Consider the following 25,461-nt stretch of genomic DNA (forward strand, 5'->3'; position numbering starts at 1 on the left):
GGGCCACCGCCGACACGGATTGGAGGGGGCGCCGACTAGCTCGCGGGCCAACTGGCGTCGATGGCCTGCAGGGTGGCGTCGAGGTCGGTGCGGCCGCTGGTGTAATCCACCATGCCGGTCCAGAAGCTGCCGGAGCCGACGGCACCGGGCATCTGGTCGGAACCGTCGAAGCGGAACACGGACGACTCGGCCACCGAGGCGGCCACGTCCTTGAGCACCTGGTTGGGGTACTTCTCGGCGTCGAAGGTCTTGAGCGGGGACAGCCATGCCCCCGTGCCGACCTGGGCGTCGCCGAACTCCGGATCGGTGGTCATGAAGGCCAGGGTCTTCTTGACGTTGGCGTCGTTCTTGGTGAACGCGGCCGCGAGGTCGCCTCCGCCGAGCACCGGGCTCTCACCCTTGACGCTGGGGGTCACGAACATGCCCACGACGGTGTCGAGCTGGGCGAAGATCTCGTCCGGGAAGAAGCCCTGCTGCGTGATGAAGTTGCCCTGCTTGCCGAGGTAGCACTTCGGCTCCGGGTCGAACATCGGGTTCAGCGCCGTGGCGAAGGCGTTGGACGACGAGTTCTGGATCCCGCCGTACACGTTGCCCTCGGTCATGAGGACCTCGTCGTAGATGGCGTATGCCTCGCGGATCTCGGGGCTGTCGAACTTGATCTCGCCGCTGACCCACTTGTCGTAGACGTCGGTGCCGCCGGTCTGCAGGACGTAGTCCTCGATCCAGTCGGTGGCCGGCCAGCCGGTGGCGGAGCCGGACTCCATGCCGTAGCACAGCGGCGCCACGCCGTCGGCCTTGATCTGGTCGAGCAGCGCCAGCAGCTCATCGTGGGTCTTGGGCACGGTGTACCCGGCTTCCTCGAAGGCGGGCTTGTTGTACCAGTAGAACGACTTGCCGTTCATGGCCATCGGGGCCCCGTACACCACGTCGTCGACGGTGGCCGCGTCGAGGAAGCCCGGGATGATGTCCTCCTGCAGCTGGTCCAGGTCCACCTGGGTGCTGAGCTCGGCGAGTTCACCCTCCTCGGCGAGCGCCTTGAGGATGCCGGGCTGGGGGAAGATCGCGATGTCCGGGGCGTTGCCGGACTGGACCTTCGAGTTGATCTGGACCTCGAACTCGTTGGACTGGATCCAGTCGAAGGAGATGCCGTTGGCCTCTCCCCAAGCGTCCATGTCCGACTGGAAGGCCGTCGACTGGTCGCCCGAGAAGGCGTACATGATCTGGATGGTCTCCTTGGCGGTCTCCTCACCCGCATCCTCTGAGGCGTCTGGGGTGGATCCGCCGCCGAGACACCCGGTGGCCAGCAGGCTCACGGCCGCGAGGCCGGAGACCAAGGAAAACGTCTTGCGCATAACAGATCGCTCCTTTGCGTGTGGAGTTGTCTCACCGCCCGACGATCGCTGTCGGGCGCGCTCCTTTCCTGATCCTGCCACCGCGGCCCGCTCCGCCGCCTTACTTTCGTCGGGGAGTTATCAAACCGTGACTTTGCCTGCCGAGTTGACCCACATGCCCCTGCAATTGATAATGGTTCTCATGACTGTTCCGCTCCGTCTCCTCGCCCTCGGCGCCGCCGCGACCCTCGGGCTGGCCGCCTGCTCCGCCCCGGCGCCCACAGATGGGCAGGCCGCGCCGCACGTCGTGGCGGCGTTCTACCCCCTGGAGTGGGCGGCTGCCTCCGTGCTCGGCGAACACGGGTCGGTCAGCACGCTCACCACCCCAGGGGCCGAGGCCCACGACCTCGAGCTCACGCCGCAGCAGATCGCCTCCCTTGCCGGCGCCGACCTCGTGGTCTACCTCGAGGGCTTCCAGCCCGCCGTCGACGACGCGATCGAGCAGTCGGGGGCCCAGAACGTCCTCAACGTCGCGGACGTGGTCGAGCTGCTCCCGGTGGCGGACGAGCACGCCCACGACGGGGAGGCCGAGGAGCATTCGGCCGATGACGGGCACGATCACGGTGACCTCGACCCCCACTTCTGGCAGGACCCCACCCTCATGTCGGCCCTGGTGCAGGAGCTGAGCTCCCGGCTGACCGCCATCGACCCCGACAACGAGGCCGACTACGCCGGACGAGCCGCCGACACCGGGACGCTCCTCGCGGACCTTGATGCCGAACTCGCCTCCGGGCTCCAGGAGTGCGAGCGGCGCGAGTTCATCACCACCCACGCCGCCTTCCACTACCTGGCCAGCCGCTACGACCTGACCGAGATCGGCATCTCCGGCGTCAACCCCGACGCCGACCCCTCACCCGCCCGGATCGCGGAGATCCACGAGGAGGCCGAGGCCCACGGCATCACCACGATCTTCTTCGAGACCCTCACCTCCGACGCCGTCGCGACATCCATCGCGGGCGACCTCGGCCTGAAGACCGCCGTGCTCGACCCCCTCGAGGGGGTCACCGACCAGTCCCCCGGCACGGACTACCCTTCCATCATGCGCGCCAACCTCTCCGCCCTCTCCTCCGCCAATGGCTGCTCCTGACCCGCTCAGCGCCCGGGGGCTCTACGTCTCCCTGGGCGGGCTGCCCATCCTGCGCGACGTGTCACTGTCTGTGTCGGCCGGCGAGGCGGTGGCGCTGCTGGGCGGCAACGGGTCCGGCAAGTCGACACTGATCCGCACGCTGCTGGGGCTCGTGCCCCACCAGGAGGGCACCGTCGAGTTGTTCGGAGAACCGCTGGAGGAGTTCCATGACTGGCACCGGATCGGCTACGTTCCCCAGCACTCCGCCGTTGCCGTGGCCAACGCCACGGTTCGGGAGATCGTCTCCTCCGGGCGGCTCGCGCACCGCAGGCCGTTCGAGTGGCTGCACAGGGCGGACCACGCCGCGATCGACCACGCCCTCGACCTCGTGGGCCTCTCCGACCGGGCAGGGTGGCCCTACTCCTCCCTGTCGGGCGGCCAGAAGCAGCGCACGCTGATCGCCCGGGCTCTAGCCTCGCAGCCGGACCTGCTCGTCATGGACGAGCCCCTCGCGGGGGTGGACCTCCACAGCCAGGCCGGCCTGGCGGACCTACTGGCCCGGCTGGGCGATGAGGGTCTGGCCCTCTTGGTGGTGCTGCACGAGCTCGGGCCGATGGAGGCCGTCCTCCACCGCTCGGTGACGCTGTGTGACGGCCGCACCGTCGACGTCGAGGCATCCGGGGCGCACGAGTGCGGGCCAGACGAGGAACTCGTCTCTGTCGTCGGCCTGACCGATCCGATCTCCGGAACCCTCCGATGATCGACGCACTCAGCCTGCCCTTCATGCAGCGGGCACTCCTCGCAGCCCTCCTGAGCGGGCTGGTGGCGCCCGCCATCGGGACCTTCATCGTGCAGCGGCGGATGAGCCTCCTCGGCGACGGCCTGGGGCACGTCGCCATCATGGGCGTCGGGCTCGCCCTGATGACCGGGTGGGCACCCCTTCCCGTCGCGGTGGTCACCGCGACGGCCGGCGCCGTCCTGGTCGAGCTGCTCAGGCAGCACGGCAAGGCGTCTGGAGATCTGGGGCTTGCGATCCTCTTCTACGGGGGCCTCGCCTCGGGCGTCCTCATGGCCGGGGTCGCGGGACAGGGCGCGGGCGGCCTCTCCGCCTATCTCTTCGGTTCCCTGACCTCGGTCAGCGAGTCCGACGTGTGGATCATCGGGGTGCTGGCCGTCGTCATCCTCGTGGTCACCGTCGGCCTGGCACCGCGGCTCTTCGCCGTCTCGGTCGACGAGGACTACTCACGCGTCCTCGGCATCAAGGTCCGCGTGCTCAACCTGCTCGTGGTGGTGCTGGCCGCGATCACGGTCACCGTCTCGATGCGGACGGTCGGGCTGCTGCTCATCAGCGCCCTGATGGTCATCCCCGTGGCGACGGCCCAGCAGTCGTTCGTCGGCTTCACCGCATCGTTCTTCGGGGCGATGGGGATTGGCGCGGTGGCCGCCGTCGGCGGCACGGTCGGGTCGTTCTACCTGGACACCGCGACGGGCGCCACCATCGTGGTCACCGCCATCGCGCTGCTCGCCCTGTCCTGGCTGTTCGGCCGATGGCTCCGCCGCTCGGCGCGGTTCATCCCCTACGTGGAGGACCACGGTCACCACGACTACCGCGCAGCCGAGGCGCACGACGACAGCTTCGCCCACACCGCGGGCGTGAAGGTGATCCAGCACGGCGACCACCTCGACTACGTCCACGACGGCCACCGGCACGCCCGGCACGGAGACCACTATGACGAGCACTAGACCGGCCACCCGGCACACGTGGCAGCGCGCCGCCATCAGGGACCTGCTCGAGGGCGGCGAGGAGTTCCGCACCGCCCAGCAGCTGCACGACCAGCTCCGCGAGGTCGGCGCCAAGGTGGGTCTGGCCACCGTCTACCGCGCGCTGCAGGCCATGGCGGAGGCGGGCGAGGTGGACCTCCTGCGCAGCTCCGACGGAGAGGCCTCGTACCGACGCTGCTCGTCCGGCCACCACCACCACCTCGTGTGCCGCTCCTGCGGGTACTCCATCGAGATCGCCGCCCGCGAGGTGGAGGAGTGGGCCGCGGGCGTGGCGCACGCCAACGGCTTCACCGAGGTGGTGCACGAGGTGGAGGTCTTCGGCCTCTGCAGCGCCTGCTCCGCCGCCTGACGAACCACTGACCACCCGGCTCCCGCCGCAGTGATCAGTGGTTCACTAGCGCTCGAAGTACGGCAGCGACCGCAACGCCTGGTCCATGTGCCAGGTGGCGTAGGCCACCACCATGCCGTCGACCCGCTTCGCCGTGGCCAGGTCCGTGGCCAGGGCCCCGGCCCAGTCGCCGCTCAGCAGCGAACCCAGGTGCGCCCGGGAGGCGTCGTCGAGCTGGCCGGAGCCCGAGGTGCGGCAACGGGTGCACACCGCCCCGCCTCCCATCGGGGAGAACCAGGGGACCTCCGCGTTGCCGCAGCCCGCGCAGGCGGCCGTCGCGACGGCGTAGCCGGCCACCGCGAGGGCACGCAGGAGGTAGGAGTCCACCACCAGAGGCGCCGGGCGGTCGGCCGCCTCAAGCGCCCGCAATGCCCCCAGCAGGAGCCGGTACTGCTGCAAAGCCGGGCTGTGCTCCTCGGCGACCAGCCGGTCCGCGGTCTCCACCAGCACCTCGGCGGCCGTGAACCGCGAGTAGTCCCCAGCGAGCCTGCTCACGTGGAGGGCCTCCACCTGGGTGACCACCTCCAGCGACCCCCGGCCCTCCGCGAACTGGATGTCGACGTGGTGGAACGGCTCAAGGCGGCCACCGAACTTGCTGGAGGTCTTGCGCACCCCCTTCGCGACGGCCCGCACCTTGCCGTGGGACCGGGTCAGCAGCGTGATGATGCGGTCCGCCTCGCCCAGCTGATGCGTCCGGAGCACCACTGCTTGGTCGCGGTAGGTCGGCACGCACCGAGTCTAGGCGGCTAGGCTCGGGACGTGCCCACACCCCGCCGCCTCCCCACCCCCCACCCCAGCGGCGCGACCGCCCCCCGGATCCCGAAGGCGGCGCTCCCGCGCCACGTGGCCATCGTGATGGACGGCAACGGCAGGTGGGCGAAGCAGCGGGGGCTCAAGCGCACAGAGGGCCATGCGCGCGGCGAGGCGTCACTGCTGGACGTGATCCATGGCGCAGTCGAGCTCGGCATCCCCTACCTCTCGGCCTACGCGTTCTCCACCGAGAACTGGAAGCGGTCCCCCGACGAGGTGCGGTGGCTGATGGGCTTCAACCGCGACGTCATCCACCGCCGCCGCGACGAGCTCAACGACCTCGGCGTCCGGATCCGGTGGGCGGGCCGCCGTCCCCGCCTGTGGGGATCGGTGATCAAGGAGCTCGAGGTGGCCGAGGAGATGAGCCGATCCAACGACACGCTCACCCTGCAGTTCTGCGTCAACTACGGCGGCCGCGCCGAGATCGTCGACGCCGCCCGCGAGATCGCCCGGCTGGCCAAGGCGGGCAGACTGGATCCGGACCGGTTGACGGAGGACCGGTTCGCCCGGTTCCTCGACGAGCCCGACATCCCCGACGTGGACCTGTTCCTGCGCTCCTCAGGCGAGCAGCGCACCTCGAACTTCCTGCTCTGGCAGTCCGCCTACGCCGAGTTCATCTTCCTCGACAGGCTGTGGCCGGAGTTCGACCGTCGCGACCTGTGGGCAGCCGTCGAGCAGTATTCCACCAGGGAACGGCGGTTCGGCTCCGCGTGAGCCTCCGCGTCACAGGTCCGGCGGAAGCTCCTTGGGGACCGGACGCAGCAGCCGCTGCCTGATCTCGATCATCGCCCGGGCATGGGCGTCGAGTGCCACGTCGCCAGGAAGGGCCGGCTCCCACGGCGGCACCGGACGCTTGCGGCCCAGCTCGTCGACCCCGCAGTAGACGATGGTGCAGTGCGTGGTCTCCCGGAGGTCGCGGGTCCGCGGGTCGCCGGAGCGCACGTGCACCGAGACGTGCATGCTCGTGGTGCCGGTGTGGAGCAGGCGCGCGCTGACCTCCACCAGGTCGCCGATGAACATCGGCCGGTAGAACCGCACCCCGCCGGCGAAGACCGAGGCGACGGGTCCCGCGTGCCAGCGTTCGGCCACCACCTGGGCGGCCTGGTCGATCCAGTTCATGACGTAGCCGCCGTGCACCTTGCCGCCCCAGTTGACGTCCGTGGGCGCCGCGAGGAACCGCAGCGTCTCGCGGCAGGACTGCGTCTCGAGGTCGTAGTCCTGGCGCTGCATCTCCTCCTCGATGGCGCGGCGCGCGACGTTGATCTCGACGGCCCTGTCATGTTGGCCACGCTCCCAGTCGTCGCGCGGCTCGAACGGGGGCACCTCCACCGGGCGCCCGTCCTCCATCGCCACGAACTGGAGCACGCACTGGGTGTTGAGTACCCTGACCGACGACCGCGGGTCCCCGCTGCTCACGGTGCACACCACCTGAAGAGAGGTCCGCCCCGTCAACACGACGCGCGCCTGCACGACGACGAGGTCCCCCACCTCGATGGGGCGGGTGAAGTGGATGTTGCCGACGTACCCGGTGACCGCGTAGGTGCCGGCCCACCCGACGGCGGCGGCGTACCCCGCCTTGTCGATCCACTCGAGCACCTTGCCGGCGCTCATCACCCCGCGGACGTTGGCGTCCATGGGCTCGGCGAGAAATCTCAGGGTCACGCCCCGCTGGGTTCCAGGCATCGGGTCTCCCTCCCGCGGGCATCGTATCCACAGCGGGCCGGCCGACGGCCGGTCAGTCCAGGCGCGCGAAGCCGGCCGCGCGGACCACCGCGGAGCCCGCCGCGTCGCTGGCCGGCAGGTCGGCCTCCGCGCGGATCATCCAGTCGTGGTTGCCCGCGGGGTCGTGGATCACCTGCAGGACTGTCCAGCGGTCGCGGCCCTTCTCGATGCGGAACAGCCCGGGGCCACGGGCGTCGCCGTCGGTCAGCAGGTCGTCGTGCTCGTCCCAGTACCGTCCGAGCGCCTCGTCCCAGGCATCCGCGTCCATCAGGACCTCCAGGGGCGGATCGGCCATCGCCGAGGCCGCGGCCTCCATGGCGGCGAGGCCGTCGATGTCGTCCCTGGCCGCCAGCTCGACCCTCCTGAACATGGCGGTGCGGATCATCGCGGTGAAGGCGCGCTCGTTGCCGGTCACCGGCCTGGGCGGCGGCGGGGGCGCGCCCTGTGCGGCCGCCGCCACGGCGGCCGCGACCTTGTCCGGGTCCGTCAGCGCCTCCCACTCGTCGAGCAGCGAGGAGTCCGTCTGCCGCACGGTCTCCCCCAGCCACTCGACCAGGTCGTCGAACTGCTCGCTGCGGTGCTCGTCGGGGACGGTGTGCCGCAGCGCCCGGTAGGCGTCGGACAGGTAGCGCAGCAGCCCGCCCTCGGTGCGCTGCAGCTTGTAGAAGGCGACGAACTGGGTGAAGTTCATCGCGCGCTCCCACATGTCTCGCACCACCGCTTTGGGGGCGAGCGCGGAGGCATCCACCCACGGATGGGACTGCGCGTAGATCCCCATGGCGTGCTCGAGCAGCTCGTCGAGGGGCTTGGGCCAGGTGACCTCCTCGAGGCGCTCCATCCGCTCGTCGTACTCCACCCCGTCGGCCTTCATCTGCGCGACGGCCTCCCCCCGTGCCACGAACTGCTGGGCCAGCAGGACCTGGAAGGGGTTCTCGAGGACCGCCTCGATGATGGACACGACGTCCAGGTGGTGGGTGGGCGAATCCGGATCCAGCAGGGCCAGCGAGGCCACCGCGAACGGTGCGAGCGGCTGGTTGAGGGCGAAGTCGTCGCGGACGCCGTCGGCCATCGCGCACCAGCGGCCGTCGGGGTCCGGCGCGGCGAGCTTCACCAGCACGCCCGAGTGCAGCAGCCCCCGGGTGAGCGCCAGCGCCCGCCTGGTGAGCGCGCGCTTGCGGTCCGGCGGCTCGTGCGACGAGCCGATCAGGGTGCGCATGGCCTCGGCGCCGCTGCCTGGCCGCTGCGCGATGTTGAGGACGGTGGCGTGGGTGACCTGCATCCGCGACACCAGCTGCTCGGGCTGCGCTACGACGATGCGCTCGTAGGTCTCCTCGTTCCAGCCGACGAAGCCCTCTGGCGGCTTGCGGCGGACCACCTTGCGGCGGGCCTTGGGGTCGTCGCCGGCCTTGGCGAGGGCCTTCTCGTTCTCGATGACGTGTTCGGGTGCCTGCACGACGACGAAGCCGACCGTGTCGAACCCGGCCCGGCCCGCGCGGCCGGCGATCTGGTGGAACTCCCGCGACCGCAGGCGCCGGACTCTCGTGCCGTCGTACTTGGACAACCCTGTGAACAGCACCGTGCGGATGGGCACGTTGATCCCGACCCCAAGGGTGTCGGTGCCGCAGATCACCTTGAGCAGGCCGGTCTGTGCGAGCTGCTCGACGAGGCGCCGGTACTTGGGCAGCATCCCCGCGTGATGGACGCCGATGCCCCGGCGCACCAGGCCGGACAGGATCTTTCCGAAGCCGGGGCCGAAGCGGAACGCGCCGATCTCCTCGGCAATCCGAGTGGCGTCGTGTTTCGTGATGAGGTTGAGCGACAGCAGCGACTGGGCACGTTCGAGCGCCTCGGCCTGGGTGAAGTGCACGATGTAGACGGGCGCCTTCTGCTCCTGGATGAGGTCCACCACCCGCTCCTGCAGCGGCGTCATCGACCACTCGAAGAGCAGCGGGACGGGTCGCTCGGCGTCGCTGATCAGGCTGGTGGGGCGCCCCGTGCGCCGGGTGAGGTCGTCGGCGAGCGCAGAGACGTCGCCCAGGGTCGCGCTCATGAGCAGGAACTGGGCCTGCGGCAGCTCCAGCAGCGGCACCTGCCAGGCCCAGCCCCGGTCCGGCTCGGAGTAGAAGTGGAACTCGTCGGCGATGACCAGGCCCACATCCGCCGAGCGGCCCTCCCGCAGCGCGATGTTGGCCAGCACCTCGGCCGTGCAGCAGATGATGGGCGCGTCCGCGTTGACGGAGGCGTCGCCGGTCACCATACCGACGTTGTCCGCCCCGAAGACCTGGCACAGGGAGAAGAACTTCTCGCTGACCAGGGCCTTGATGGGGGCGGTGTAGAAGCTCACCCGATCCGTCGCCAACGCCGCGAAGTGCCCCGCCAGCGCCACCATCGACTTGCCCGACCCCGTCGGGGTGGACAGGATCAGGTTGTTCCCGGTGAACAGCTCGATGGCGGACTCGTCCTGGTGGGGGTAGAGCGAGACGCCCTCCCCCTCCGCCCAGTCCGTGAACCGGGCGTACAGGGAATCGGGGTCAGTGGCGACGGGATCGGTGAGCTTCGGCATGCCCCTGGGGCGATCAGGCGGGGGCCATGACCCACGACGCCGCGCGGTTCAGGGCACTCAGGATGGCCTTCATCGAGGCGCTGGTGATGCTCGGATCCACGCCCACGCCCCAGAGGACTGTCGCGTCGTCGCCCTCGCCCACCTCGCACTCGACGTAGGCCGCGGCCTTCGCATCGCCCCCGGCCTCGAGCGCGTGCTCGGCGTAGTCCAGCACCCGCACGTGCGCCCCCGCCTGCACCAGGGCGTCGACGAAGGCCGAGACGGGACCGTTGCCCTCGCCGTCGACCTCCACACCCTTACGGGTGGGTCCGTCGATGACGGCCTTGACGTGGAACTGCCCGTTGCTGGAGGTGGACCCGGCGGAGGTGAGGCGCCACGGCCCCTCGCCCAGGTACTCCCGCTCGAAGATGTCGAACATCTGCGCGGCGGTGACCTCCCCGCCGGTGCTGTCGGTGTGGGCCTGGACCACGCGGGAGAACTCGATCTGCAGCCTGCGGGGCAGGTCCATCTTGTACTCGTTCTTCATCAGGTACGCCATGCCGCCCTTGCCGGACTGCGAGTTCACGCGGATGACGGCCTCGTAGGTGCGACCCACGTCGTGCGGGTCGATGGGCAGGTAGGGGGCCTCCCAGTCGATCTCGTCGACCAGCTTGCCCTGCCGCTGCGCCTCCGCCTCCAGGTACTCCAGGCCCTTCTTGATCGCGTCCTGGTGCGAGCCGGAGAAGGCGGTGTAGACCAGGTCTCCCGCGTAGGGGTGCCGGGGGTGCACCGGCAGGCCGGTGCAGTACTCGACGGTGCGGCGCACGTGGTCGATGTCGGAGAAGTCCACCTGTGGGTCAACGCCCTGGGTGTACAGGTTGAGCGCCAGGGTGACCAGGTCCACGTTGCCGGTGCGCTCGCCGTGGCCGAACAGGCAGCCCTCGACGCGGTCCGCCCCTGCCATCTGGCCCAGCTCGGAGGCCGCGACGGCGGTGCCGCGGTCGTTGTGCGGATGCAGCGATACCGCCACGTGCTCCCGGTTGCGGACGTTGCGGATGAAGTACTCGATCTGGTCCGCGTAGGTGTTGGGGGTGGAGCGCTCGACGGTGGCCGGCAGGTTGAAGATGATCTCCCGGCCCTCGCCCGGCTGCCAGACGTCCGCGACGGCGTTGCACACCTCGACGGCGAAGTCCGTGGGGGTCTGAGTGAAGATCTCCGGCGAGTACTGGTAGCCGAACTCGACGTCGCGCAGGTGCTTGTCGGCGTACTTCATCACCAACTCGGTGCCGCGGGTGGCCAGCTGAACGCACTCCTGCTCGCTGATCCGGAAGACCACCTTGCGGAACAGCTCCGCCGTGGCGTTGTACATGTGGATGGTGCCGCGCCTGGCGCCGATCAGCGACTCGGCCGTGCGGCTGATCAGGTCCTCGCGAGCCTGAGTCAGCACGGAGATGGTGACATCCTCGGGGATCTTGTCGCCCTCGATCAGCTGGCGCACGAAGTCGAAGTCCGTCTGCGAGGCCGACGGGAAGCCCACCTCGATCTCCTTGTAGCCGATGTCGACCAGCAGCTCGAACATGCGCATCTTGCGCGACGGCGTCATCGGGTCGATCAGCGCCTGGTTGCCGTCACGCAGGTCCGTGGACAACCAGCGCGGGGCCTTCTCGATGCGCTTGGAGGGCCACGTGCGGTCCGGCACGTCGACGGGGATGAAGGGGGTGTAGCGGTGCACCGGCATCGGTGTGGGCTGCTGCACGGGGGTGGGCTGGGGGCGGGTGGTGAAGCTGTTCATCTGAGTGTCTCCTGGGCTGGGATGGTGCGCCAGACGCGTACAAGCACCGCAGCGAGGGGATCTGGCTCAGAGATTCTGGGCCCCGCTGCGGCAGCCAAGGAGGAGGGTATGCCGTGCCACGTTCGCCACTGTAGCACCCGTTCCGCGGCTGTCCACTACTTGACCGAGCCCGCGGTCAGCCCGCCGATCAGCCGCTTCTCGATGAAGCTGAACAGGATGACCACCGGCACGATGGCGATCATGGCCACCGTGAACAGGTACTGCCAGTCCTTGATGTAGAGGCCCAGGAAGCGGGGCATCGAGACCGTCAACGGTTGGAGGTTCGTCTGTTGGACAAGGATGAACGCGGCCGAGAACTCGTTCCACGTGTTGACGAACACGAAGACGATGGCGGTCACGATGCCCGGCCACACCAGGGGCAGGGAGATGCGGAACATCGTCTGCAACCGCCCCAGACCGTCGATCAGCGCCGCCTCGTCGATCTCCTTGGGCACCGAGGCGAAGAACGCCTGCATGATCCAGATGGCGAACGACAGGTTGAAGGCGGCGTTGATGAGGATCAACGCGGCCCACACCGCGTAGCCCTGCCATCCCTTGAACTGCTGGAAGAGGCCCACGGCGAGCACCGTCGGCTGCAGCATCTGGGTGCAGAGCACCAGAAGCAGGAAGACCATGCGGCCGGGGAACCGGAAGCGGGCCACGTAGTAGGCCGCGGGGGTGGCCACCAGCAGGACGAGCAGGGTGGCGCCCAACGAGATCACGGCGGTGGACAGCAGCGACGACGCCGGGTCCACCTCCGAGGCCCAGACCGTGAGGTAGTTGTCCCACCGGGGCGTGGCCGGGAAGTAGGCGGGAGGGATGTTGGTGATCTCGAGGCGGGTCTTGAGCGAGCTGATGAACATCAACGCGTAGGGGAACCCGAAGAACACGACGATGGCCAGGGAGCCCAGGGCGATCAGCCAGGGGCTCGGCGGGCGGTTGATGCCGCCGCGGACGGCGCGCGGGGACCTTGACGTTGCCATGGCTCAGGCCACCTCCTTCGTGGGCTGCACGATGATCAGGTAGATCGCGATGATGACGAGACAGAAGATGAAGTTCAGCACCGACAGCGCTGACGACACGCCCGGCCCGAGCGCCCGTTGATACTCGAACATCAGCGTGGTGGTGATGTGGCCGGTGTGGAAGCCCGGCGTCTCCTGGAGCAGCCGCAGGATCGGCAGGGAGTTGAAGACGTTGATGATGTTGATCAGCGCCGCCACCGCGATCGCCGGCCGCAGCAGCGGGAGGATGATGTGCCAGTACCGCTGTGGTCCGTTGGCGCCGTCCATGTGCGCCGCCTCGCGCACGTCCTCGGGCACCGCCTGGAGCCCGGCGAGGATCGTGTACGTGGTGAACGGCAGGGAGACATAGATGGCCACGAACACCGCGACCCAGAATGCGCTGGTGGGGTCCTTCGTCCACGCTCGGGCCGTCTCGATGATGCCCGTGTCGACCATGAGGCGGTTGAACAGCCCCACGTTCTCCTGCAACCCGTAGCGGAAGACCGTCGCCGTCATCACCACCGAGCAGGCCCACGGCAGGATGATGAACAGCCTCAGGGCCTTGCGGCCACGGAACTCGATGTTGAGGAACTGGGCCAGCAGCAGCGACAGCACGACGGTGAGGGCCACCACGACGACCACCCACACGACCGTGTTCAGCAGGATGCGCTCGACCGGCACCCCGGGGAAAGTCAGTGCCCCGGCCGGCCCGATGTAGTTGTCGAGGCCGACGGGCCCGTCGCTGCGCCTGATGCCGCGGTTGTTGTACTTGAAGAAGGAGGTGTAGATCATCAGCGCGGCGGGGAAGAGCACCACCCCCGCGATGAGGACGACCGTGGGGAGGAGCCACGGCAGCGACGTGAGCGCGGCCCGGCTTCCGGTGTTCCTCGACCGGCGGATGGGCGCCGTCGTGGGTGGGGCCGTCATGGTCACGTCTGTTCCTCCTCTGTGGAGCCATGGTGCGGGGTGGCACCGGCGACCGGTGCCACCCCGCGCGCGCTGGTCAGGCCTGCGCGTCGACCTGGGCCTGGATCTCGGCGAGAACCTCGGCCGGATCGCCGGAGCCGACCTTGTACGCCGAGCCCTGCAGTGCCGTCTGGAGAGCATCCCACGCGGGGTTGCCCACCGGCAGGAACTTGACGATGGACAGCGCCTCGAGGAACGCCGACCCGATCTCGTCGGATTCGGCCTGCCCCTTCTCGATCATGGACGTGGTCACCGGGAGCAGCCCGGTGCCCTTGTACCAGCCCTCGTACTGCTCGTCCGAGTACAGCAGGTCGAGGAAGGCGGCGGTGGCGGCCTTGCGGTCCGCGTCCCCGTTGTCGAACGCGACGATGAAGTCGGTCACGCCGAGTGCCACGCCGTCGCCCCCGTCCTTCGACGGGATGGGCGCGAGCGCCACGTTGACGCCCTTGGCCTGCGCGTCGGCGACGATCGCGGAGTGCGCCATCATCATGCCGAGCTTGCCCGCCTGGAACAGGTCCGCCACGTCCACCCGGTTGTCCTCAAGGTTGGCCTGGGTGTAGCCGGCCTCGAACATCTTCTTCATCTGCCCGAATGCCTCGGTCGCCTCGGGCGTGTCGGCCTTGAGCGCCTCGCCGTCGGCCCAGTCGCCGCCGGCTCCCCAGAGCCAGAGGGAGGACTCTACCTGCGCCTCCTCGCGACCCAGGGGCATGCCGTAGCCGCGGACGTCGCCGCCGAGGGCCACGAGCTTCGCGGAGGCCTCCTCCAGCTCCGCCCAGGTGGCGGGGGGCTCGGCGATGCCGGCCTGCTCGAACAGGTCGACGTTGTAGGCCATCATGCGTGCGGTGGCGATGTCCGGCGCCGCCCACTGGACGCCGTCGGTGCCCATGCCGTTGGCCAGCAGTGACGGCTCGATGGCCGCCAGGGTCTCGGACGAGAGGACCTCGTCGATCGGGTAGAGGATGCCGGCCTCGGCCGACGCGGCGAACGCGTTGTCGTTGAGGATGTCGGGGTAGTCGTTGGCCTGGATCCGGGCGGAGACCTTGTCGGAGAACCCGTCCCAGCCCTCGATCTGCAGCTCGACGGTCACGTCCGGGTAGGTCTCGTTGAACGTGGCGATGATCGCGTCCCAGTCGGACTTGGACGTGTCCGAGTACGAGGGCGCGAGGATCTTGATGGTGGTCTCGAGCGAACCGGGATCCACCGAGGTGGCGTCACCGGTCGCGGAGGGGGTGGTGTCGCCGCCGCAGGCGGCGAGGGCGAGGGCGCCGACGATGGCGACCGCGCTGATCTTGAGGACACGCTTGTTCACGTGCGCTTCCTTCCTGTCTTCAGATCAACCAGGAATGGTTGTTGTCCGCGATATTAGGAGCGCCTCACCCCTGGGCGCGCGAATCGCCCGCGCCGTAACCAAATAGTTATCGTTAACAGGTCAAATGCTCACAATGGGTGATCGTGGACGATCAGAATCCCAGGCGGTTGAGGTATTTCGCGTCGCGTTGCCATTCCTTCATCACCTTGACGTGCAGGTTGAGGTGCACGCGGGTGCCCAGGAGTCGGTTGATCTGTTCGCGCGCCTGGGCGCCGATCTCACGCAGGCGGGCGCCCTTGTGCCCGATGATGATGCCCTTCTGCGAGTCCCGTTCCACGACGATCGAGGCGAAGATGTCGGTGAGGGGCTTGTCCTCGGGGCGGTCCGGGCGCGGGAGGATCTCGTCGATGATGACGGCGATCGAGTGCGGCAGCTCGTCGCGCACTCCCTCGAGCGCGGCCTCCCTGATGAGCTCGGCGATCAGAGTCTCCTCAGGCTCGTCGGTGATCTCCCCGTCGGGGTAGTAGACCGGCCCCTCGGGGAGCAGGGAGACGAGGGAGTCCCGGACGAGATCGACGTGGTCGTCGGCCACCGCCGAGCAGGGGATCACCTCGGCCCACTCGAAGCCGAGCTCGGTGGCCACCTCGCCGATGTCCACCAGGTGCGACAGCTGCCGCTCCTTGCTCACCAGGTCCGTCTTGGTGGCCAGCGCCACCAGGATGGGCCGACGCGGCAGCTTGGCGATCTCGCCGAGGATGAACTTGTCACCGGGGCCGATGCGCTGGTCGCACGGCAGGCAGACGCCGACGATGTCGACCGATCCCCACGTCTCGAACACCAGGTCGTTGAGGCGCTGGCCCAGCAGCGTGCGGGGGCGGTGCAGCCCCGGCGTGTCGATGAGGATCAGCTGGCCGTCCTCGCGGGTGATGATCCCGCGCACGGCATGCCTGGTCGTTTGGGGCTTGCTGGAGGCGATCGCGATCTTCTGCCCCACGAGGGCGTTGGTCAGCGTCGACTTGCCGGCGTTGGGGCGCCCCACGAAGCAGGCGAATCCGGATCGGTGCACGGGCTCAGTCATCATCGTCGCCTTCCGGGGACTCGGTGGGGGTGAGGTCCGCCTCGGTGAGGCGGCGGGCGAGGACGGTGCCGATCTGGTGACGGCGGCCGACGGCGCGGTCGGCGATCAGCTCGATGTCGCCGACCACGGTGCGCGCGCCCGGGATGGGCACCACGTTGAGCTGCTTGGCCATGAGGCCTCCGACCGTCTCCACGTCGTCGTCGTCGAGGTCCACGCCGAAGAGGGCACCCAGCTCGTCGACCGGCAGCCGGGAGGAGATGCGGTAGCGCCCCTCCCCCAGGTCCGCCACGGTGGGGGCGTCCTGGTCGTACTCGTCGACGATCTCGCCGACGATCTCCTCCAGGATGTCCTCGATGGTGGCCAGCCCCGCGGTGCCGCCGAACTCGTCGACGACCACCACCAGGTGGGAGTGGCTGAGCTGCATGTCGCGCAGGAGATCGCTCACCGGCTTGGAGTCCGGGCAGAAGGTGGCGGGCCGCATGAGCTCCGCCACGCTCTCGTGCCGCTCGGCGTCGGGGAAGTCGTAGACCCGCTTGGACACGTCCTTGAGATAGACCACGCCGAGGATGTCGTCGAGGTTGGTGCCCACCACGGGGATGCGGGAGAACCCGGAGCGCAGAGCGAGCGAGAGCAGTTGGCGCAGGGTCGTGTCCCGGGTCACGAACACCACATCGGTGCGCGGGACCATGACCTCCTTGACCAGGGTGTCTCCCAGCTCGAACACGGAGTGGATCATCTTCGACTCACCCGCCTCGATGAGCTCCTGCTTCTCCGCGATGTCGACCAGGTCGCGCAGCTCGGCCTCAGTGGCGAAGGGCCCGTCCGCATAGCCCCGGCCGGGGGTCAGCGCGTTGCCCAGGAGGATCATCAGCTGTGCGACGGGCCCGAAGATGGTGGTGAGGCCCGAGACCAGCGGCGCGAACATCCGCATCGTCTGCTCGGGATTCTGCCGGCCGAGCGTGCGCGGCGCGACGCCCCACAGGATGAACGACACAGCCAGCATGACGCCGATGGTGACCAGCGCCCTCTGCCAGTCCATCTGGAACTGGGTGAACACCACGAGGCTGGCGATGACGATGGAGCTGGTCTCCAGCGCCATGCGGGTGAACATCACGGCGTTGATCGACGGGGCGGGGTCCTCCGCGATGAGCTTGATCCGCTGGGCCCCCCGCTCGCCCTGCTCCACGAGCCGCTCGGCGCGTGCCCTCGTGAAGACGCCCAGCGCCGTCTCGACGGCGGCGAGGACGGAGGCGGCGAGTGCGCACGCGAGCGCGATACTCAGTTCGATCCACTCGGACTGTGTCACTGGGGGTAGTCAACTCGCTCGGTCGGGGATGCTGTGTGCCGCCCGAGTCTATCGCAGCGGCGCTCGGGTGAGGATGCGCCAGGCGACGCCGACGCCGAGCACCGCCAGGCCGCCGACGATCGACTGCCACGGCAGCGTCGCCACCAGGAGCAGGCACAGCGCGGCGCCGAGGATCTGCCACGCCTTCGCGTAGCGCCGCTCGGCCGCACCCTGCGTGAAGGCGGCCACGTTGGCGACGAAGTAGTACAGGAGCACGCCGAACGAGGAGAAGCCGATCGCGCCGCGGAGGTCCGCCACCAGGAGGATCGCCGTCAGCGCCACCGCCAGAGTCAGCTCGATCCGGTGCGGAACGAGCGTGCGTGGGTGCGTGAGGTCGAAGAACCGGGGCAGGTCCCCCTCCCTGGACATGGCCAGCCACGTCCGGCCGATCCCCGACAAGAGGCCGAGCAGCGCCCCGCCCACCGCCGCGGCCGCTCCGACGACCAGCACCACCCGCGCGACGGGGTGGTCCCCGACCAGCAGCGCCAAGGGCGCCGTCGACGCGGCCAGCGCCTCGGCGCCGACCAGGCCCAGGAGGCTGACGCCGACGACGGCGTAGAGCACCAGCACGACGACCAGGGCGGTGATGATCGCCCGGCCGATGGTGCGGCGGGGATCGCGCACCTCCTCGCCCATCGTGGCCACGCGGGCGTACCCGGCGAACGCGAAGAACAGCAGGCCCGCGGACTGCAGAACGCCGTACCAGCCGGGCGCGCCCTCAGGGAGGGTCAGGAGCTCGCCCACCGGCCCGCCGGCACCGGCCCAGCCGAACGCCAGGGCCACGGTGAGCGACAGCAGCGCAAGCGAGGCCAGGACCATGGCCGCCTTCGCCGTCCGGGTGACCCCGAGGAGGTTGACCCCAACCATGAGCCAGACCGCCGCGATCGCGACGGGCGCGCGCCAGGGCTCCGGCGCGGTGTAGGCGGCCAGCGTCATGGCCATCGCGGCCACGGACGCGGTCTTGCCGATGACGAAGCTCCAGCCCGCCAGGAAGCCCGGCCATCCACCCAGCCGCTCCCGGCCATAGATGTACGTGCCCCCCGCCGACGGGTACTGGGCCGCGAGCTGCGCCGAGGACGTGGCGTTGCACCAGGCCACGAGGGCGGCCAGCAGCAGGCCGATCAGCAGGGCGCCCCCTGCCGCGGCGGCGGCCGGCGCCCACACCGCGAACACCCCGGCCCCGACCATGGACGCGACGCCGATGGCGATCGCGTCGGCCAGTCCGAGGCTGCGGCTCAGCTGCGACCGCGCGCCTGATCCCACGCCGCGATGATCCTGTCGTTGAGACCGAACATGACCGCCTTCTCCTCGGGTTCGGCGTGGTCGTGGCCGAGGAGGTGGAGCAGCCCGTGCACGAGCAGGTACTCGGCCTCACCGTCGACGCTGCGCCCGTTGTCCGGCGCCTGACGGGCCGTCACCTGCGGGCACAGCACGATGTCGCCGAGCAGGCCCATGGGCGGCTCCTCGTCGTCCTCGGGGGCGCGGAGCTCGTCCATCGGGAAGCTCATCACGTCCGTGGGGCCGGGCAGGTCCATGAACCGCTCGTGGTAGTCCGCCATCGTGGCCTCGTCCACCAGCAGGATCGACAGCTCGGCCTGCGGATGGATCCGCAGCTTGTCGAGCGCGAACCGCGCCAGCTCCACGAGGCCCAGCTCGTCGGCCTCGACACCGGACTCGTTGTTGAGGTCGATCACTTCGCTCCCCTGCGCTGCTCGGACAGGCTCTCGAACTGGTCGTAGGCGGCGACGATCCTGCCCACCAGACGGTGGCGCACCACGTCGCGGCTGGTCAGGGTGCAGAACTCGATGTCCTCGACGCCGTCGAGGATGCTCATCACTCCCCGCAGCCCGCTCTTGACGCCGCCGGGGAGATCCACCTGGGTGATGTCACCGGTGACCACCACCTTGGAGCCGAAGCCGAGGCGGGTGAGGAACATCTTCATCTGTTCCATCGAGGTGTTCTGCGCCTCGTCGAGGATGATGAACGCGTCGTTGAGGGTGCGGCCGCGCATGTAGGCCAGCGGCGCCACCTCAACGGTGCCGGAGGTGAGCAGCTTGGGCACGGAGTCCGCGTCGACCATGTCGTGGAGCGCGTCGTACAGGGGCCGCAGGTAGGGGTCGATCTTGTCGTTGAGCGTGCCCGGCAGAAACCCGAGCCGCTCCCCCGCCTCGATCGCCGGCCGGGTCAGGATGATGCGGCTGACCTCCTTGGCCTGCAGCGCCTGGACGGCCTTCGCCATGGCGAGATAGGTCTTGCCCGTGCCGGCGGGGCCGATGCCGAACACGACGGTGTGCCGGTCGATGGCGTCGACGTAGCGCTTCTGGTTCAGCGTCTTGGGCCGCACCGTCCGTCCCCGCGAGGAGACGATGTTCTGGGTGAGGATCTCGGAGGCCGGCGCATGGGGATCGTCGGCCATCTGGATCACCCGCTCGACGGTCTCGCCGGTCAGCCCCTGGCCCGTGCGCAGGATGGTGACCAGCTCGGTGATGACCTCGGCGGCCTTGGCCACCTCGTTCGAGGGACCGGACAGCGTGATCTGCCCGCCCCGGACGTGCAGGTCCGCGTCGAGCTGGTCCTCCAGGATGCGGAGGAAGTCGTCTCGGGGTCCGAGCAGGTTGACCATGTCGATCGACGGTGGCACGGCCACGGTCCGGGTCGCGTGCTGCTGGTCCAACGAATGCGTGTTCAGGGTGCGTGTCCTTGTCTGGGTGCGGCCGGCGCACTCCGCCGGCGAGGACCCAGTCTAGGCCGGATCCCCAGCGGTCAGCGTTCGAGCAGCGAGAGGTCGTCGTCCTCGTCGGAGATGATGTGCATGGCCGCCTCCTCGGCGCTGGCGGCACCGCCGCCGTAGCCCACGTCCACGCCCAGGGTGTGCTCGATGCCGCCGCCCCCCTGGACCGCCATCAGGCGCCCCGCCCTGGCCGCGCCGACCTCACGCGGCTCGTGGGTGGGGTTCCAGTCCTCGACATCTGCGACCAGCTCGGGCTCCTCCTGCTTCATCCGCATCTCGAGGGTCTCCCCCTGCCTCATCTCCTCGGGCGTGTTGCCGAAGCCCTGGGCGGGTGACCATTTCTCGGGGGTGATGTACCCCTCGTCCAGGACGTCCTCGACTCCGCGGTCGATGAGCGAATCACCGGGCTGCAACTGATCGAGCTGCTCGGATTCGTCGGGCATGTAGTCGGCTGCCATGTCGTCCATGCATGAATCTTGCCACCGTGCGCCACGCCCCGGGGCGTAACGCGCAGGCTCCCGGTGAAGTGGTCAGCACCCAGTCGACGACCCCGGCCACCGGCCCGTGACGGCGTATAATGCGGCGGTGCAGCAGATCCAGGACGCCTCCAGCCCCGCCTCGGACGTCCGGTTCGCCGAACGGCCCAGAGGCGTCTACGACGTGGTCGTCGCCCTCTTCGTGGCGCTGCTGCTGATCAGCAACGTGTCCGCGGTCAAGCTGATCCAGTTCGGCCCGGAGTGGACGCCCTTCGGGATCCCCGTCCTGCCGATCATCACCGACGGGGGCGCGTTCCTCTTCCCACTGACCTACATCCTGGGCGATGTCCTGGCCGAGGTCTACGGCATGAAGGGCGCCCGACGAGCCATCCTGCTCGGCTTCGGCACCTCCATCCTCGCCTCGGTCACCTTCCTGCTCGTGGGCGCCGCGCCCGCGGCGGCGGACTGGCCCAACCAGGAGGCCTACGCCGCCGTCCTCGGGTTCGTCCCCCGCATCGTGCTGGCGAGTCTGCTCGGCTACCTGGCCGGCCAGTTCCTCAACGCCTGGGTCCTGGTCAGGCTCAAGAACCGGGCGCCCGAGGGCTCGCTCTGGAGCCGGCTGCTCGGGTCCACCGTGGTGGGCGAGGCCGCAGACACCACGATCTTCTGCGTGGTCGCGTTCGCCGGCATCATCTCCGGGGGCACGCTGCTCAACTACATCGTGGTGGGCTACCTGTACAAGGTCACCATCGAGGCACTGTTCCTGCCGGTCACCTACCGGGTCATCGCGGCGGTCAAGCGGCGCGAGCCCAGCTACCCCCTGGCCGCGTAGAACCGCCCCAGGAACTCGTCGCGGAAGGCGGGGAAGTCCCCGGACTTCAACGCCTCGCGCATCCGGTCCACCAGCCGCACGGTGAACCGCTCGTTGTGGATGGTGGCCAGCGTGGCCGAGAGCATCTCCTTCCCCTTGAACAGGTGGTGAAGGTAGGCGCGCGTGTAGTGCGTGCAGGTGTAGCAGTCGCACCCGTCCTCGAGGGGCTCGAACGAGCGGCGGTGACGGGCCGTGTTGACGTTGTAGCGGCCGTCGGCGGTGTAGATGGCGGCGTTGCGCGCCACCCGGGAGGGATTGACGCAGTCGAAGGTGTCCGCCCCGCGCTCGACGGCGGCGAACAGGTCATCGGGTTCCGAGATCCCCAGCAGATGCCGGGGCTTGTTCTGGGGCAGCTCGTCGACCATCCATCCGATGATGGTGCCCAGGTTCTCCTTCTCCAGGGCGCCGCCGAGGCCGAAGCCGTCGAACGACTGCCCGTCCACGTCGAGCTCGGCCAGGTCGCGGGCGGCCCGGCGGCGCAGGTCCTCATACTGCGCGCCCTGGATCACGCCGAAGAGCGCCTGGTAGGGCTTGCCCGCGCGTTCCTCGGTCAGCCGGCGGTGCTCCGCAAGGCAGCGGGCCGCCCACCGGTGGGTGCGCTCCACCGATCCCTCCTGGTAGCCGCGGGTGTTCATCAGCGTGGTGAGCTCGTCGAAGGCGAACATGACGTCTGCGCCCAGCTCGTGCTGGATCCGCATCGAGATCTCCGGCGTGAACCGGTGGCGGTTGCCGTCGAGATGCGACTTGAAGGTCACGCCGTCCTCGTCGACGTGGGCCATGCGCGTCTTCCCCTCGGCGATGACGTCGTCGTCCGCCAGGCCCGTGGTGTTCATGGCCAGCACCTTCTTGAACCCGGCGCCGAGGCTCATCACCTGGAAGCCACCGGAGTCGGTGAACGTGGGCCCCGGCCAGTTCATGAACCGGCCCAGCCCGCCCGCCTCGTCGACGAGGTCCGAGCCGGGCTGGAGGTAGAGATGGTAGGCGTTGGCGAGCACGGCCTGGGCCCCCAGATCCGCCACGGTCTCGGGCAGGACCGACTTCACCGTCGCCTTGGTGCCGACGACGATGAACGCGGGGGTCTCGATGTCGCCGTGGGGGGTGTGCATCACGCCGGCACGCCCGGCCGCGTCCCCCAGCTGGTCGGTGACGTCGAAGGAGAAGCCCGTCACGGGCGCCTGGCCAGCACGTCCAGCTGGCCCAGCGCGACGGCGCCCGCCGTCGAGGTGCGCAGCACGCCGTCGCTGATGCTGACCAGCTGGGCGCCCGCGGCGACGAACCTGTCCAGCTCGGCGGCCGCGATGCCGCCCTCCGGCCCGACGATCAGCAGGCCGGTGCCCTCGGCGGGCAGTTCGACGTCCGCGATGTGCTGCGAGGCGTCCTCGTGCAGCACGAGCGCGAGGCTCACCCCCGCGATCGCGCCCACCACATCCGCCGTCGACACCGCCAGGACCTCCGGGACGAAGAACCGGCGAGACTGCTTGGCCGCCTCGCGCGCCGTGGCCCGCCACTTCTCCAGCGACCGGTCAGCGCGGTCCCCCTGCCACCTCACGACGGACCTCGCAGCCTGCCAGGCGAAGATCTCGCGCGCCCCGAGCTCGGTGGCCATCTGCACCGCCAGGTCGCTGCGATCCCCCTTGGCCAGCGCCTGCACCACGCCCCAGACCAGGAGGGGCGACGGCGCTGCCATCACCTCCAAGATCCGGGCCGTCAGCTGACGACGCTCCGCCTCGATCACCTCGGCCCGCACTCCGAGCCCACGGCCGTCGGAGACCAGCACGTTCTCGCCCACGCTGACGCGCTTGACGGCGACCGCGTGGTGCGCCTCCTCCCCGGTGACCACCACCAACCCGCCGGGGGCCAGGGTGCTGGGGAGGTCGGCGATGAACAGGGGATCGGTCACGAGAACCACTCGGACAGCTTGCCGAACACGCCCTTGTGCCCCTTGGCCGCCACGGCCTCCGGCACGGACTCGTCCCGCTCGTCCGCGAGTTGGCGGAGCAGCTCGCGCTGCCGGTCGTCCAGTTTCGTGGGCGTCTGGACGAGCAGCGTGACGCCGAGGTCGCCGCGGCCGCCGCCCCGGAGCCGGGGCACGCCGCGGCCCTTGATCGCGATCCGCGTGCCGGACTGGGTGCCGGCGGGTACCTCGACGGCCACGGTGCGGTCCGCCGGGTCCGACTGGTCCCACTCCGCCTCCAGCGTGCCCACGCCGACCGTGGTGCCCAGCGCGGCCGCCGTCATGGGGAGCCTGACCACCACCTCGAGGTTGTCCCCCTCGCGCCTGAACGTCTCGTGGGCCTGAACCGTCAGCTCGACGTACAGGTCTCCCGCGGGGCCGCCGCCCGGCCCGACCTCGCCCTGGCCCTCGAGATGGATGCGGATCCCGGTGGACACGCCCGCGGGGATCCGGACCTGCAGGGTGCGGGTGCTGCGCACCCGTCCCTCGCCCGAGCACTCCCCGCAGGGCCGGGGGATGACGGTGCCGTAGCCGCGACACGTGGGGCACGCCTGGGACGTGCGGATGTCGCCGAGGAAGCTGCGCTGGATCTGGGTGACCTCGCCGGCTCCGTCGCACGTGGCACAGGTCACCGGCTCCGAACCTGGCTCGCCGCCAGCGCCGCTGCACTTGGGGCAGACGACGGCGGTGTCCACCTTGACCGGCTTGGTGACGCCGAACACCGCCTCGTGCAGCTGGAGGGACACCCGCACGAGCGCATCCTGGCCCTGGCGCACCCGCGAGCGTGGCCCGCGGCCGCCCGCCGCGCCGAACATCGCGTCCACCAGGTTGGAGAAGTCGAAGCCCCCGGCGAAGCCCCCTCCGAACCCGGAGAACCCCGCCCCCTGGCTCATCGGGTCTCCGCCGCGGTCGAACACGGCCCGCTTGTTCGGGTCGCTCAACACCTCGTAGGCCTCGTTGAGCTCCTTGAACTTCTCCGCCGCGCCGTCCTCCTGGGCGACGTCCGGGTGCACCTTCATGGCGCGCCGGCGGTAGGCCTTCTTGATGGCTTCGGGCGTCGCGTCTCGCTCGACGCCCAGGATGTCGTAGTAGTCCTTGCTCATATTCTTCTGCATCAGCCTTCGGGTGGGGGTCTCTGACCGGTGGGGTCTCTAGCCGTGGGTGAGGTACCGGCCGACGTACCGGGACACTGCCCGGACGGCGGCGATGTGGGACGCGTAATCCATGCGGGTGGGGCCGACGACGCCGAGGCTCGCCGAGAGGTCGGCGCCGTAGCCGGAGGCGATGAGGCTGGTGCCGCGGAAGCCCTCGGCCGTGTTCTCCTCGCCGATCCGGACCGTGACGTCCTCCCCGGCCGCCTCACCGAGGAGCCGCATCAGCACGACCTGCTCCTCCAGCGCCTCGAGGAGCGGGCGGAGGTTGGTCTCGAACGCCTGGCTGGACGCGAGGTTGGGCAGCCCCGCCACCACGACGTGGGCCGCCGGTTCCGCGGCGATCGTCTCCAGGACCGCCGCGACGACCGGGCCGGCGAACGGCCGCTCGTCCGGGGCGACCCCCTCCAGCACCGTGGAGAGGGCGCTGGCCGCATCGGCCGGAGACCTGCCGATGATGGCCTCGGCGATCCGATGGCGCAGCGCCGGGAGCCGGGACTCGTCGATGACGGGGGTGTCCATCATGGTCTGGTCCACCCTGCCCGAGGACTGCACGACGATCACCATCATCCGTTCTGGCGTGAGCGCCAGCAGCTCGACGTGGCGCACGACGGTCCGCTGGGCCACGGGGTACTGCACGATGGCGACCTGGCGGGTCAGCTGGGCGAGGAGGCGGACGGTGCGCATCACCAGGTCGTCGACGTCCGCGGTGCCGTTGAGGTAGGTGGTGATCGCCGTGCGTTCGGCGGGCGACAGCGGCTTGATCTGGGCCAGCCTGTCCACGAAGAGGCGATACCCCTTGTCCGTGGGGATCCGCCCGGCGCTGGTGTGGGGCTGCATGATGTAGCCCTCCTCCTCCAGCACCGCCATGTCGTTGCGGACGGTGGCCGCGGAGACGTCGAGCTTGTGGCGCTCCACCAGGGCCTTGGAGCCGACCGGTTCGCGGCTGGAGACGTAGTCGGTCACGATGGCCTTCAGAACGTCGAGCTTGCGGTCGTCGAGCATGTCACCTCCCAGCTGGCACTCACAGACGGCGAGTGCCAGTGT

At 69.6% G+C, this 25,461-nt stretch carries 24 protein-coding genes; 6 read left to right on the forward strand and 18 right to left on the reverse strand.

The genetic code is table 11. From position 1 onward, the window contains the following. Nucleotides 1-35: 35 nt before the first annotated feature. On the reverse strand, nt 36-1,352 hold the full coding sequence (locus tag ACX1D3_RS12400) for an ABC transporter substrate-binding protein (RefSeq protein WP_458994137.1): 1,317 nt from the start codon (nt 1,350-1,352) through the stop codon (nt 36-38). 181 nt (nt 1,353-1,533) lie between these two features. On the opposite strand from ACX1D3_RS12400, the gene ACX1D3_RS12405 reads away from it, so the two are divergent. Genes ACX1D3_RS12405 through ACX1D3_RS12420 form a run of 4 tightly spaced genes read left to right on the forward strand, consistent with a single transcriptional unit; the run spans nt 1,534 to nt 4,588 of the window. Further along, nucleotides 1,534-2,478 (forward strand): metal ABC transporter substrate-binding protein, encoded by a 945-nt coding sequence (locus ACX1D3_RS12405; protein WP_458994138.1) that lies wholly within the window; start codon nt 1,534-1,536, stop codon nt 2,476-2,478. Then, nucleotides 2,465-3,217, forward strand: coding sequence for a metal ABC transporter ATP-binding protein (locus ACX1D3_RS12410; RefSeq protein WP_458994139.1), 753 nt, complete (start codon nt 2,465-2,467; stop codon nt 3,215-3,217). Before ACX1D3_RS12405 ends, ACX1D3_RS12410 begins: the two co-directional genes overlap by 14 nt. Continuing rightward, complete coding sequence (locus tag ACX1D3_RS12415; protein WP_458994140.1) at nt 3,214-4,200, forward strand: metal ABC transporter permease; 987 nt, start codon at nt 3,214-3,216, stop codon at nt 4,198-4,200. The genes ACX1D3_RS12410 and ACX1D3_RS12415 overlap by 4 nt, the downstream gene beginning before the upstream one ends. Continuing rightward, nucleotides 4,187-4,588: a Fur family transcriptional regulator gene (locus ACX1D3_RS12420; RefSeq protein WP_458994141.1), complete on the forward strand. Its 402-nt coding sequence runs from the start codon at nt 4,187-4,189 to the stop codon at nt 4,586-4,588. The genes ACX1D3_RS12415 and ACX1D3_RS12420 overlap by 14 nt, the downstream gene beginning before the upstream one ends. A gap of 45 nt (nt 4,589-4,633) precedes the next feature. Here ACX1D3_RS12420 and recO read toward each other — a convergent pair whose 3' ends face one another. After that, nucleotides 4,634-5,356 carry a DNA repair protein RecO gene (gene recO / locus ACX1D3_RS12425; RefSeq protein ID WP_458994142.1) on the reverse strand — a complete coding sequence of 241 codons (723 nt, stop codon included), beginning with the start codon at nt 5,354-5,356 and terminating at the stop codon, nt 4,634-4,636. Nucleotides 5,357-5,386: 30 nt separating this feature from the next. Here recO and ACX1D3_RS12430 point away from each other — a divergent pair, with 30 nt between their 5' ends. Next, nucleotides 5,387-6,151, forward strand: coding sequence for an isoprenyl transferase (locus ACX1D3_RS12430; protein WP_458994143.1), 765 nt, complete (start codon nt 5,387-5,389; stop codon nt 6,149-6,151). Between the two features lie 9 nt (nt 6,152-6,160). On the opposite strand, the gene ACX1D3_RS12435 is transcribed toward ACX1D3_RS12430, so the two are convergent. The 12 genes from ACX1D3_RS12435 to ACX1D3_RS12490 form a co-directional block, all read right to left on the reverse strand. After that, nucleotides 6,161-7,099 carry an acyl-CoA thioesterase gene (locus ACX1D3_RS12435; protein ID WP_458994144.1) on the reverse strand — a complete coding sequence of 313 codons (939 nt, stop codon included), beginning with the start codon at nt 7,097-7,099 and terminating at the stop codon, nt 6,161-6,163. Between the two features lie 73 nt (nt 7,100-7,172). Further along, entirely contained in the window at nt 7,173-9,722 is a 2,550-nt protein-coding gene (locus ACX1D3_RS12440) for a DEAD/DEAH box helicase (RefSeq protein WP_458994145.1), read from the reverse strand. 13 nt (nt 9,723-9,735) lie between these two features. Further along, nucleotides 9,736-11,493: a 2-isopropylmalate synthase gene (leuA, locus tag ACX1D3_RS12445; RefSeq protein ID WP_458994146.1), complete on the reverse strand. Its 1,758-nt coding sequence runs from the start codon at nt 11,491-11,493 to the stop codon at nt 9,736-9,738. Between the two features lie 155 nt (nt 11,494-11,648). Further along, nucleotides 11,649-12,515 (reverse strand): carbohydrate ABC transporter permease, encoded by an 867-nt coding sequence (locus tag ACX1D3_RS12450; RefSeq protein WP_458994147.1) that lies wholly within the window; start codon nt 12,513-12,515, stop codon nt 11,649-11,651. Between the two features lie 3 nt (nt 12,516-12,518). Then, nucleotides 12,519-13,460 (reverse strand): carbohydrate ABC transporter permease, encoded by a 942-nt coding sequence (locus ACX1D3_RS12455; protein WP_458996547.1) that lies wholly within the window; start codon nt 13,458-13,460, stop codon nt 12,519-12,521. Nucleotides 13,461-13,536: 76 nt separating this feature from the next. Beyond that, nucleotides 13,537-14,808 (reverse strand): extracellular solute-binding protein, encoded by a 1,272-nt coding sequence (locus tag ACX1D3_RS12460; RefSeq protein WP_458994148.1) that lies wholly within the window; start codon nt 14,806-14,808, stop codon nt 13,537-13,539. A gap of 151 nt (nt 14,809-14,959) precedes the next feature. Then, nucleotides 14,960-15,889 (reverse strand): GTPase Era, encoded by a 930-nt coding sequence (era, locus tag ACX1D3_RS12465; RefSeq protein WP_458994149.1) that lies wholly within the window; start codon nt 15,887-15,889, stop codon nt 14,960-14,962. Further along, nucleotides 15,879-17,192, reverse strand: coding sequence for a hemolysin family protein (locus ACX1D3_RS12470; RefSeq protein WP_458994150.1), 1,314 nt, complete (start codon nt 17,190-17,192; stop codon nt 15,879-15,881). The genes era and ACX1D3_RS12470 overlap by 11 nt, the downstream gene beginning before the upstream one ends. A 48-nt stretch (nt 17,193-17,240) precedes the next feature. Further along, complete coding sequence (locus ACX1D3_RS12475) at nt 17,241-18,494, reverse strand: APC family permease (protein ID WP_458994151.1); 1,254 nt, start codon at nt 18,492-18,494, stop codon at nt 17,241-17,243. Further along, nucleotides 18,467-18,925 (reverse strand): rRNA maturation RNase YbeY, encoded by a 459-nt coding sequence (ybeY, locus tag ACX1D3_RS12480; protein ID WP_458994152.1) that lies wholly within the window; start codon nt 18,923-18,925, stop codon nt 18,467-18,469. Before ybeY ends, ACX1D3_RS12475 begins: the two co-directional genes overlap by 28 nt. After that, the gene (locus ACX1D3_RS12485; protein ID WP_458996548.1) at nt 18,922-19,854 is read right to left on the reverse strand and encodes a PhoH family protein; all 933 of its coding nucleotides are present in this window, start codon (nt 19,852-19,854) and stop codon (nt 18,922-18,924) included. Before ACX1D3_RS12485 ends, ybeY begins: the two co-directional genes overlap by 4 nt. A gap of 140 nt (nt 19,855-19,994) precedes the next feature. Then, complete coding sequence (locus tag ACX1D3_RS12490) at nt 19,995-20,429, reverse strand: DUF5709 domain-containing protein (protein WP_458994153.1); 435 nt, start codon at nt 20,427-20,429, stop codon at nt 19,995-19,997. Nucleotides 20,430-20,547: 118 nt separating this feature from the next. On the opposite strand from ACX1D3_RS12490, the gene ACX1D3_RS12495 reads away from it, so the two are divergent. After that, entirely contained in the window at nt 20,548-21,270 is a 723-nt protein-coding gene (locus ACX1D3_RS12495) for a queuosine precursor transporter (protein ID WP_458994154.1), read from the forward strand. Here the strand turns inward: ACX1D3_RS12495 and tgt are convergent. The 4 genes from tgt to hrcA are packed head-to-tail and all read right to left on the reverse strand — an operon-like array spanning nt 21,252 to nt 25,419. Next, nucleotides 21,252-22,478, reverse strand: coding sequence for a tRNA guanosine(34) transglycosylase Tgt (tgt, locus tag ACX1D3_RS12500; RefSeq protein WP_458994155.1), 1,227 nt, complete (start codon nt 22,476-22,478; stop codon nt 21,252-21,254). The genes ACX1D3_RS12495 and tgt overlap by 19 nt on opposite strands. Then, on the reverse strand, nt 22,475-23,209 hold the full coding sequence (locus ACX1D3_RS12505; protein ID WP_458994156.1) for a 16S rRNA (uracil(1498)-N(3))-methyltransferase: 735 nt from the start codon (nt 23,207-23,209) through the stop codon (nt 22,475-22,477). The genes tgt and ACX1D3_RS12505 overlap by 4 nt, the downstream gene beginning before the upstream one ends. Further along, on the reverse strand, nt 23,206-24,366 hold the full coding sequence (gene dnaJ / locus ACX1D3_RS12510) for a molecular chaperone DnaJ (protein ID WP_458996549.1): 1,161 nt from the start codon (nt 24,364-24,366) through the stop codon (nt 23,206-23,208). Before dnaJ ends, ACX1D3_RS12505 begins: the two co-directional genes overlap by 4 nt. Nucleotides 24,367-24,414: 48 nt before the next feature. After that, nucleotides 24,415-25,419, reverse strand: coding sequence for a heat-inducible transcriptional repressor HrcA (gene hrcA, locus ACX1D3_RS12515; RefSeq protein WP_458994157.1), 1,005 nt, complete (start codon nt 25,417-25,419; stop codon nt 24,415-24,417). Between the last annotated feature and the right edge of the window lie 42 nt (nt 25,420-25,461).

Source organism: Tessaracoccus yangjingae, from assembly GCF_054483935.1.

Bases quoted from the DNA above. Each gene is read 5' to 3' on its own strand.
- ACX1D3_RS12450 (WP_458994147.1), bottom strand. From the start codon at position 12,515: ATGGCAACGTCAAGGTCCCCGCGCGCCGTCCGCGGCGGCATCAACCGC.
- ACX1D3_RS12420 (WP_458994141.1), top strand. From the start codon at position 4,187: ATGACGAGCACTAGACCGGCCACCCGGCACACGTGGCAGCGCGCCGCC.
- ACX1D3_RS12405 (WP_458994138.1), top strand. From the start codon at position 1,534: ATGACTGTTCCGCTCCGTCTCCTCGCCCTCGGCGCCGCCGCGACCCTC.
- ACX1D3_RS12415 (WP_458994140.1), top strand. From the start codon at position 3,214: ATGATCGACGCACTCAGCCTGCCCTTCATGCAGCGGGCACTCCTCGCA.
- ACX1D3_RS12455 (WP_458996547.1), bottom strand. From the start codon at position 13,460: ATGACGGCCCCACCCACGACGGCGCCCATCCGCCGGTCGAGGAACACC.
- leuA (WP_458994146.1), bottom strand. From the start codon at position 11,493: ATGAACAGCTTCACCACCCGCCCCCAGCCCACCCCCGTGCAGCAGCCC.
- ACX1D3_RS12440 (WP_458994145.1), bottom strand. From the start codon at position 9,722: ATGCCGAAGCTCACCGATCCCGTCGCCACTGACCCCGATTCCCTGTAC.
- era (WP_458994149.1), bottom strand. From the start codon at position 15,889: ATGATGACTGAGCCCGTGCACCGATCCGGATTCGCCTGCTTCGTGGGG.
- ACX1D3_RS12485 (WP_458996548.1), bottom strand. From the start codon at position 19,854: ATGGTCAACCTGCTCGGACCCCGAGACGACTTCCTCCGCATCCTGGAG.
- ACX1D3_RS12400 (WP_458994137.1), bottom strand. From the start codon at position 1,352: ATGCGCAAGACGTTTTCCTTGGTCTCCGGCCTCGCGGCCGTGAGCCTG.
- ACX1D3_RS12490 (WP_458994153.1), bottom strand. From the start codon at position 20,429: ATGGACGACATGGCAGCCGACTACATGCCCGACGAATCCGAGCAGCTC.
- hrcA (WP_458994157.1), bottom strand. From the start codon at position 25,419: ATGCTCGACGACCGCAAGCTCGACGTTCTGAAGGCCATCGTGACCGAC.
- dnaJ (WP_458996549.1), bottom strand. From the start codon at position 24,366: ATGAGCAAGGACTACTACGACATCCTGGGCGTCGAGCGAGACGCGACG.
- ACX1D3_RS12410 (WP_458994139.1), top strand. From the start codon at position 2,465: ATGGCTGCTCCTGACCCGCTCAGCGCCCGGGGGCTCTACGTCTCCCTG.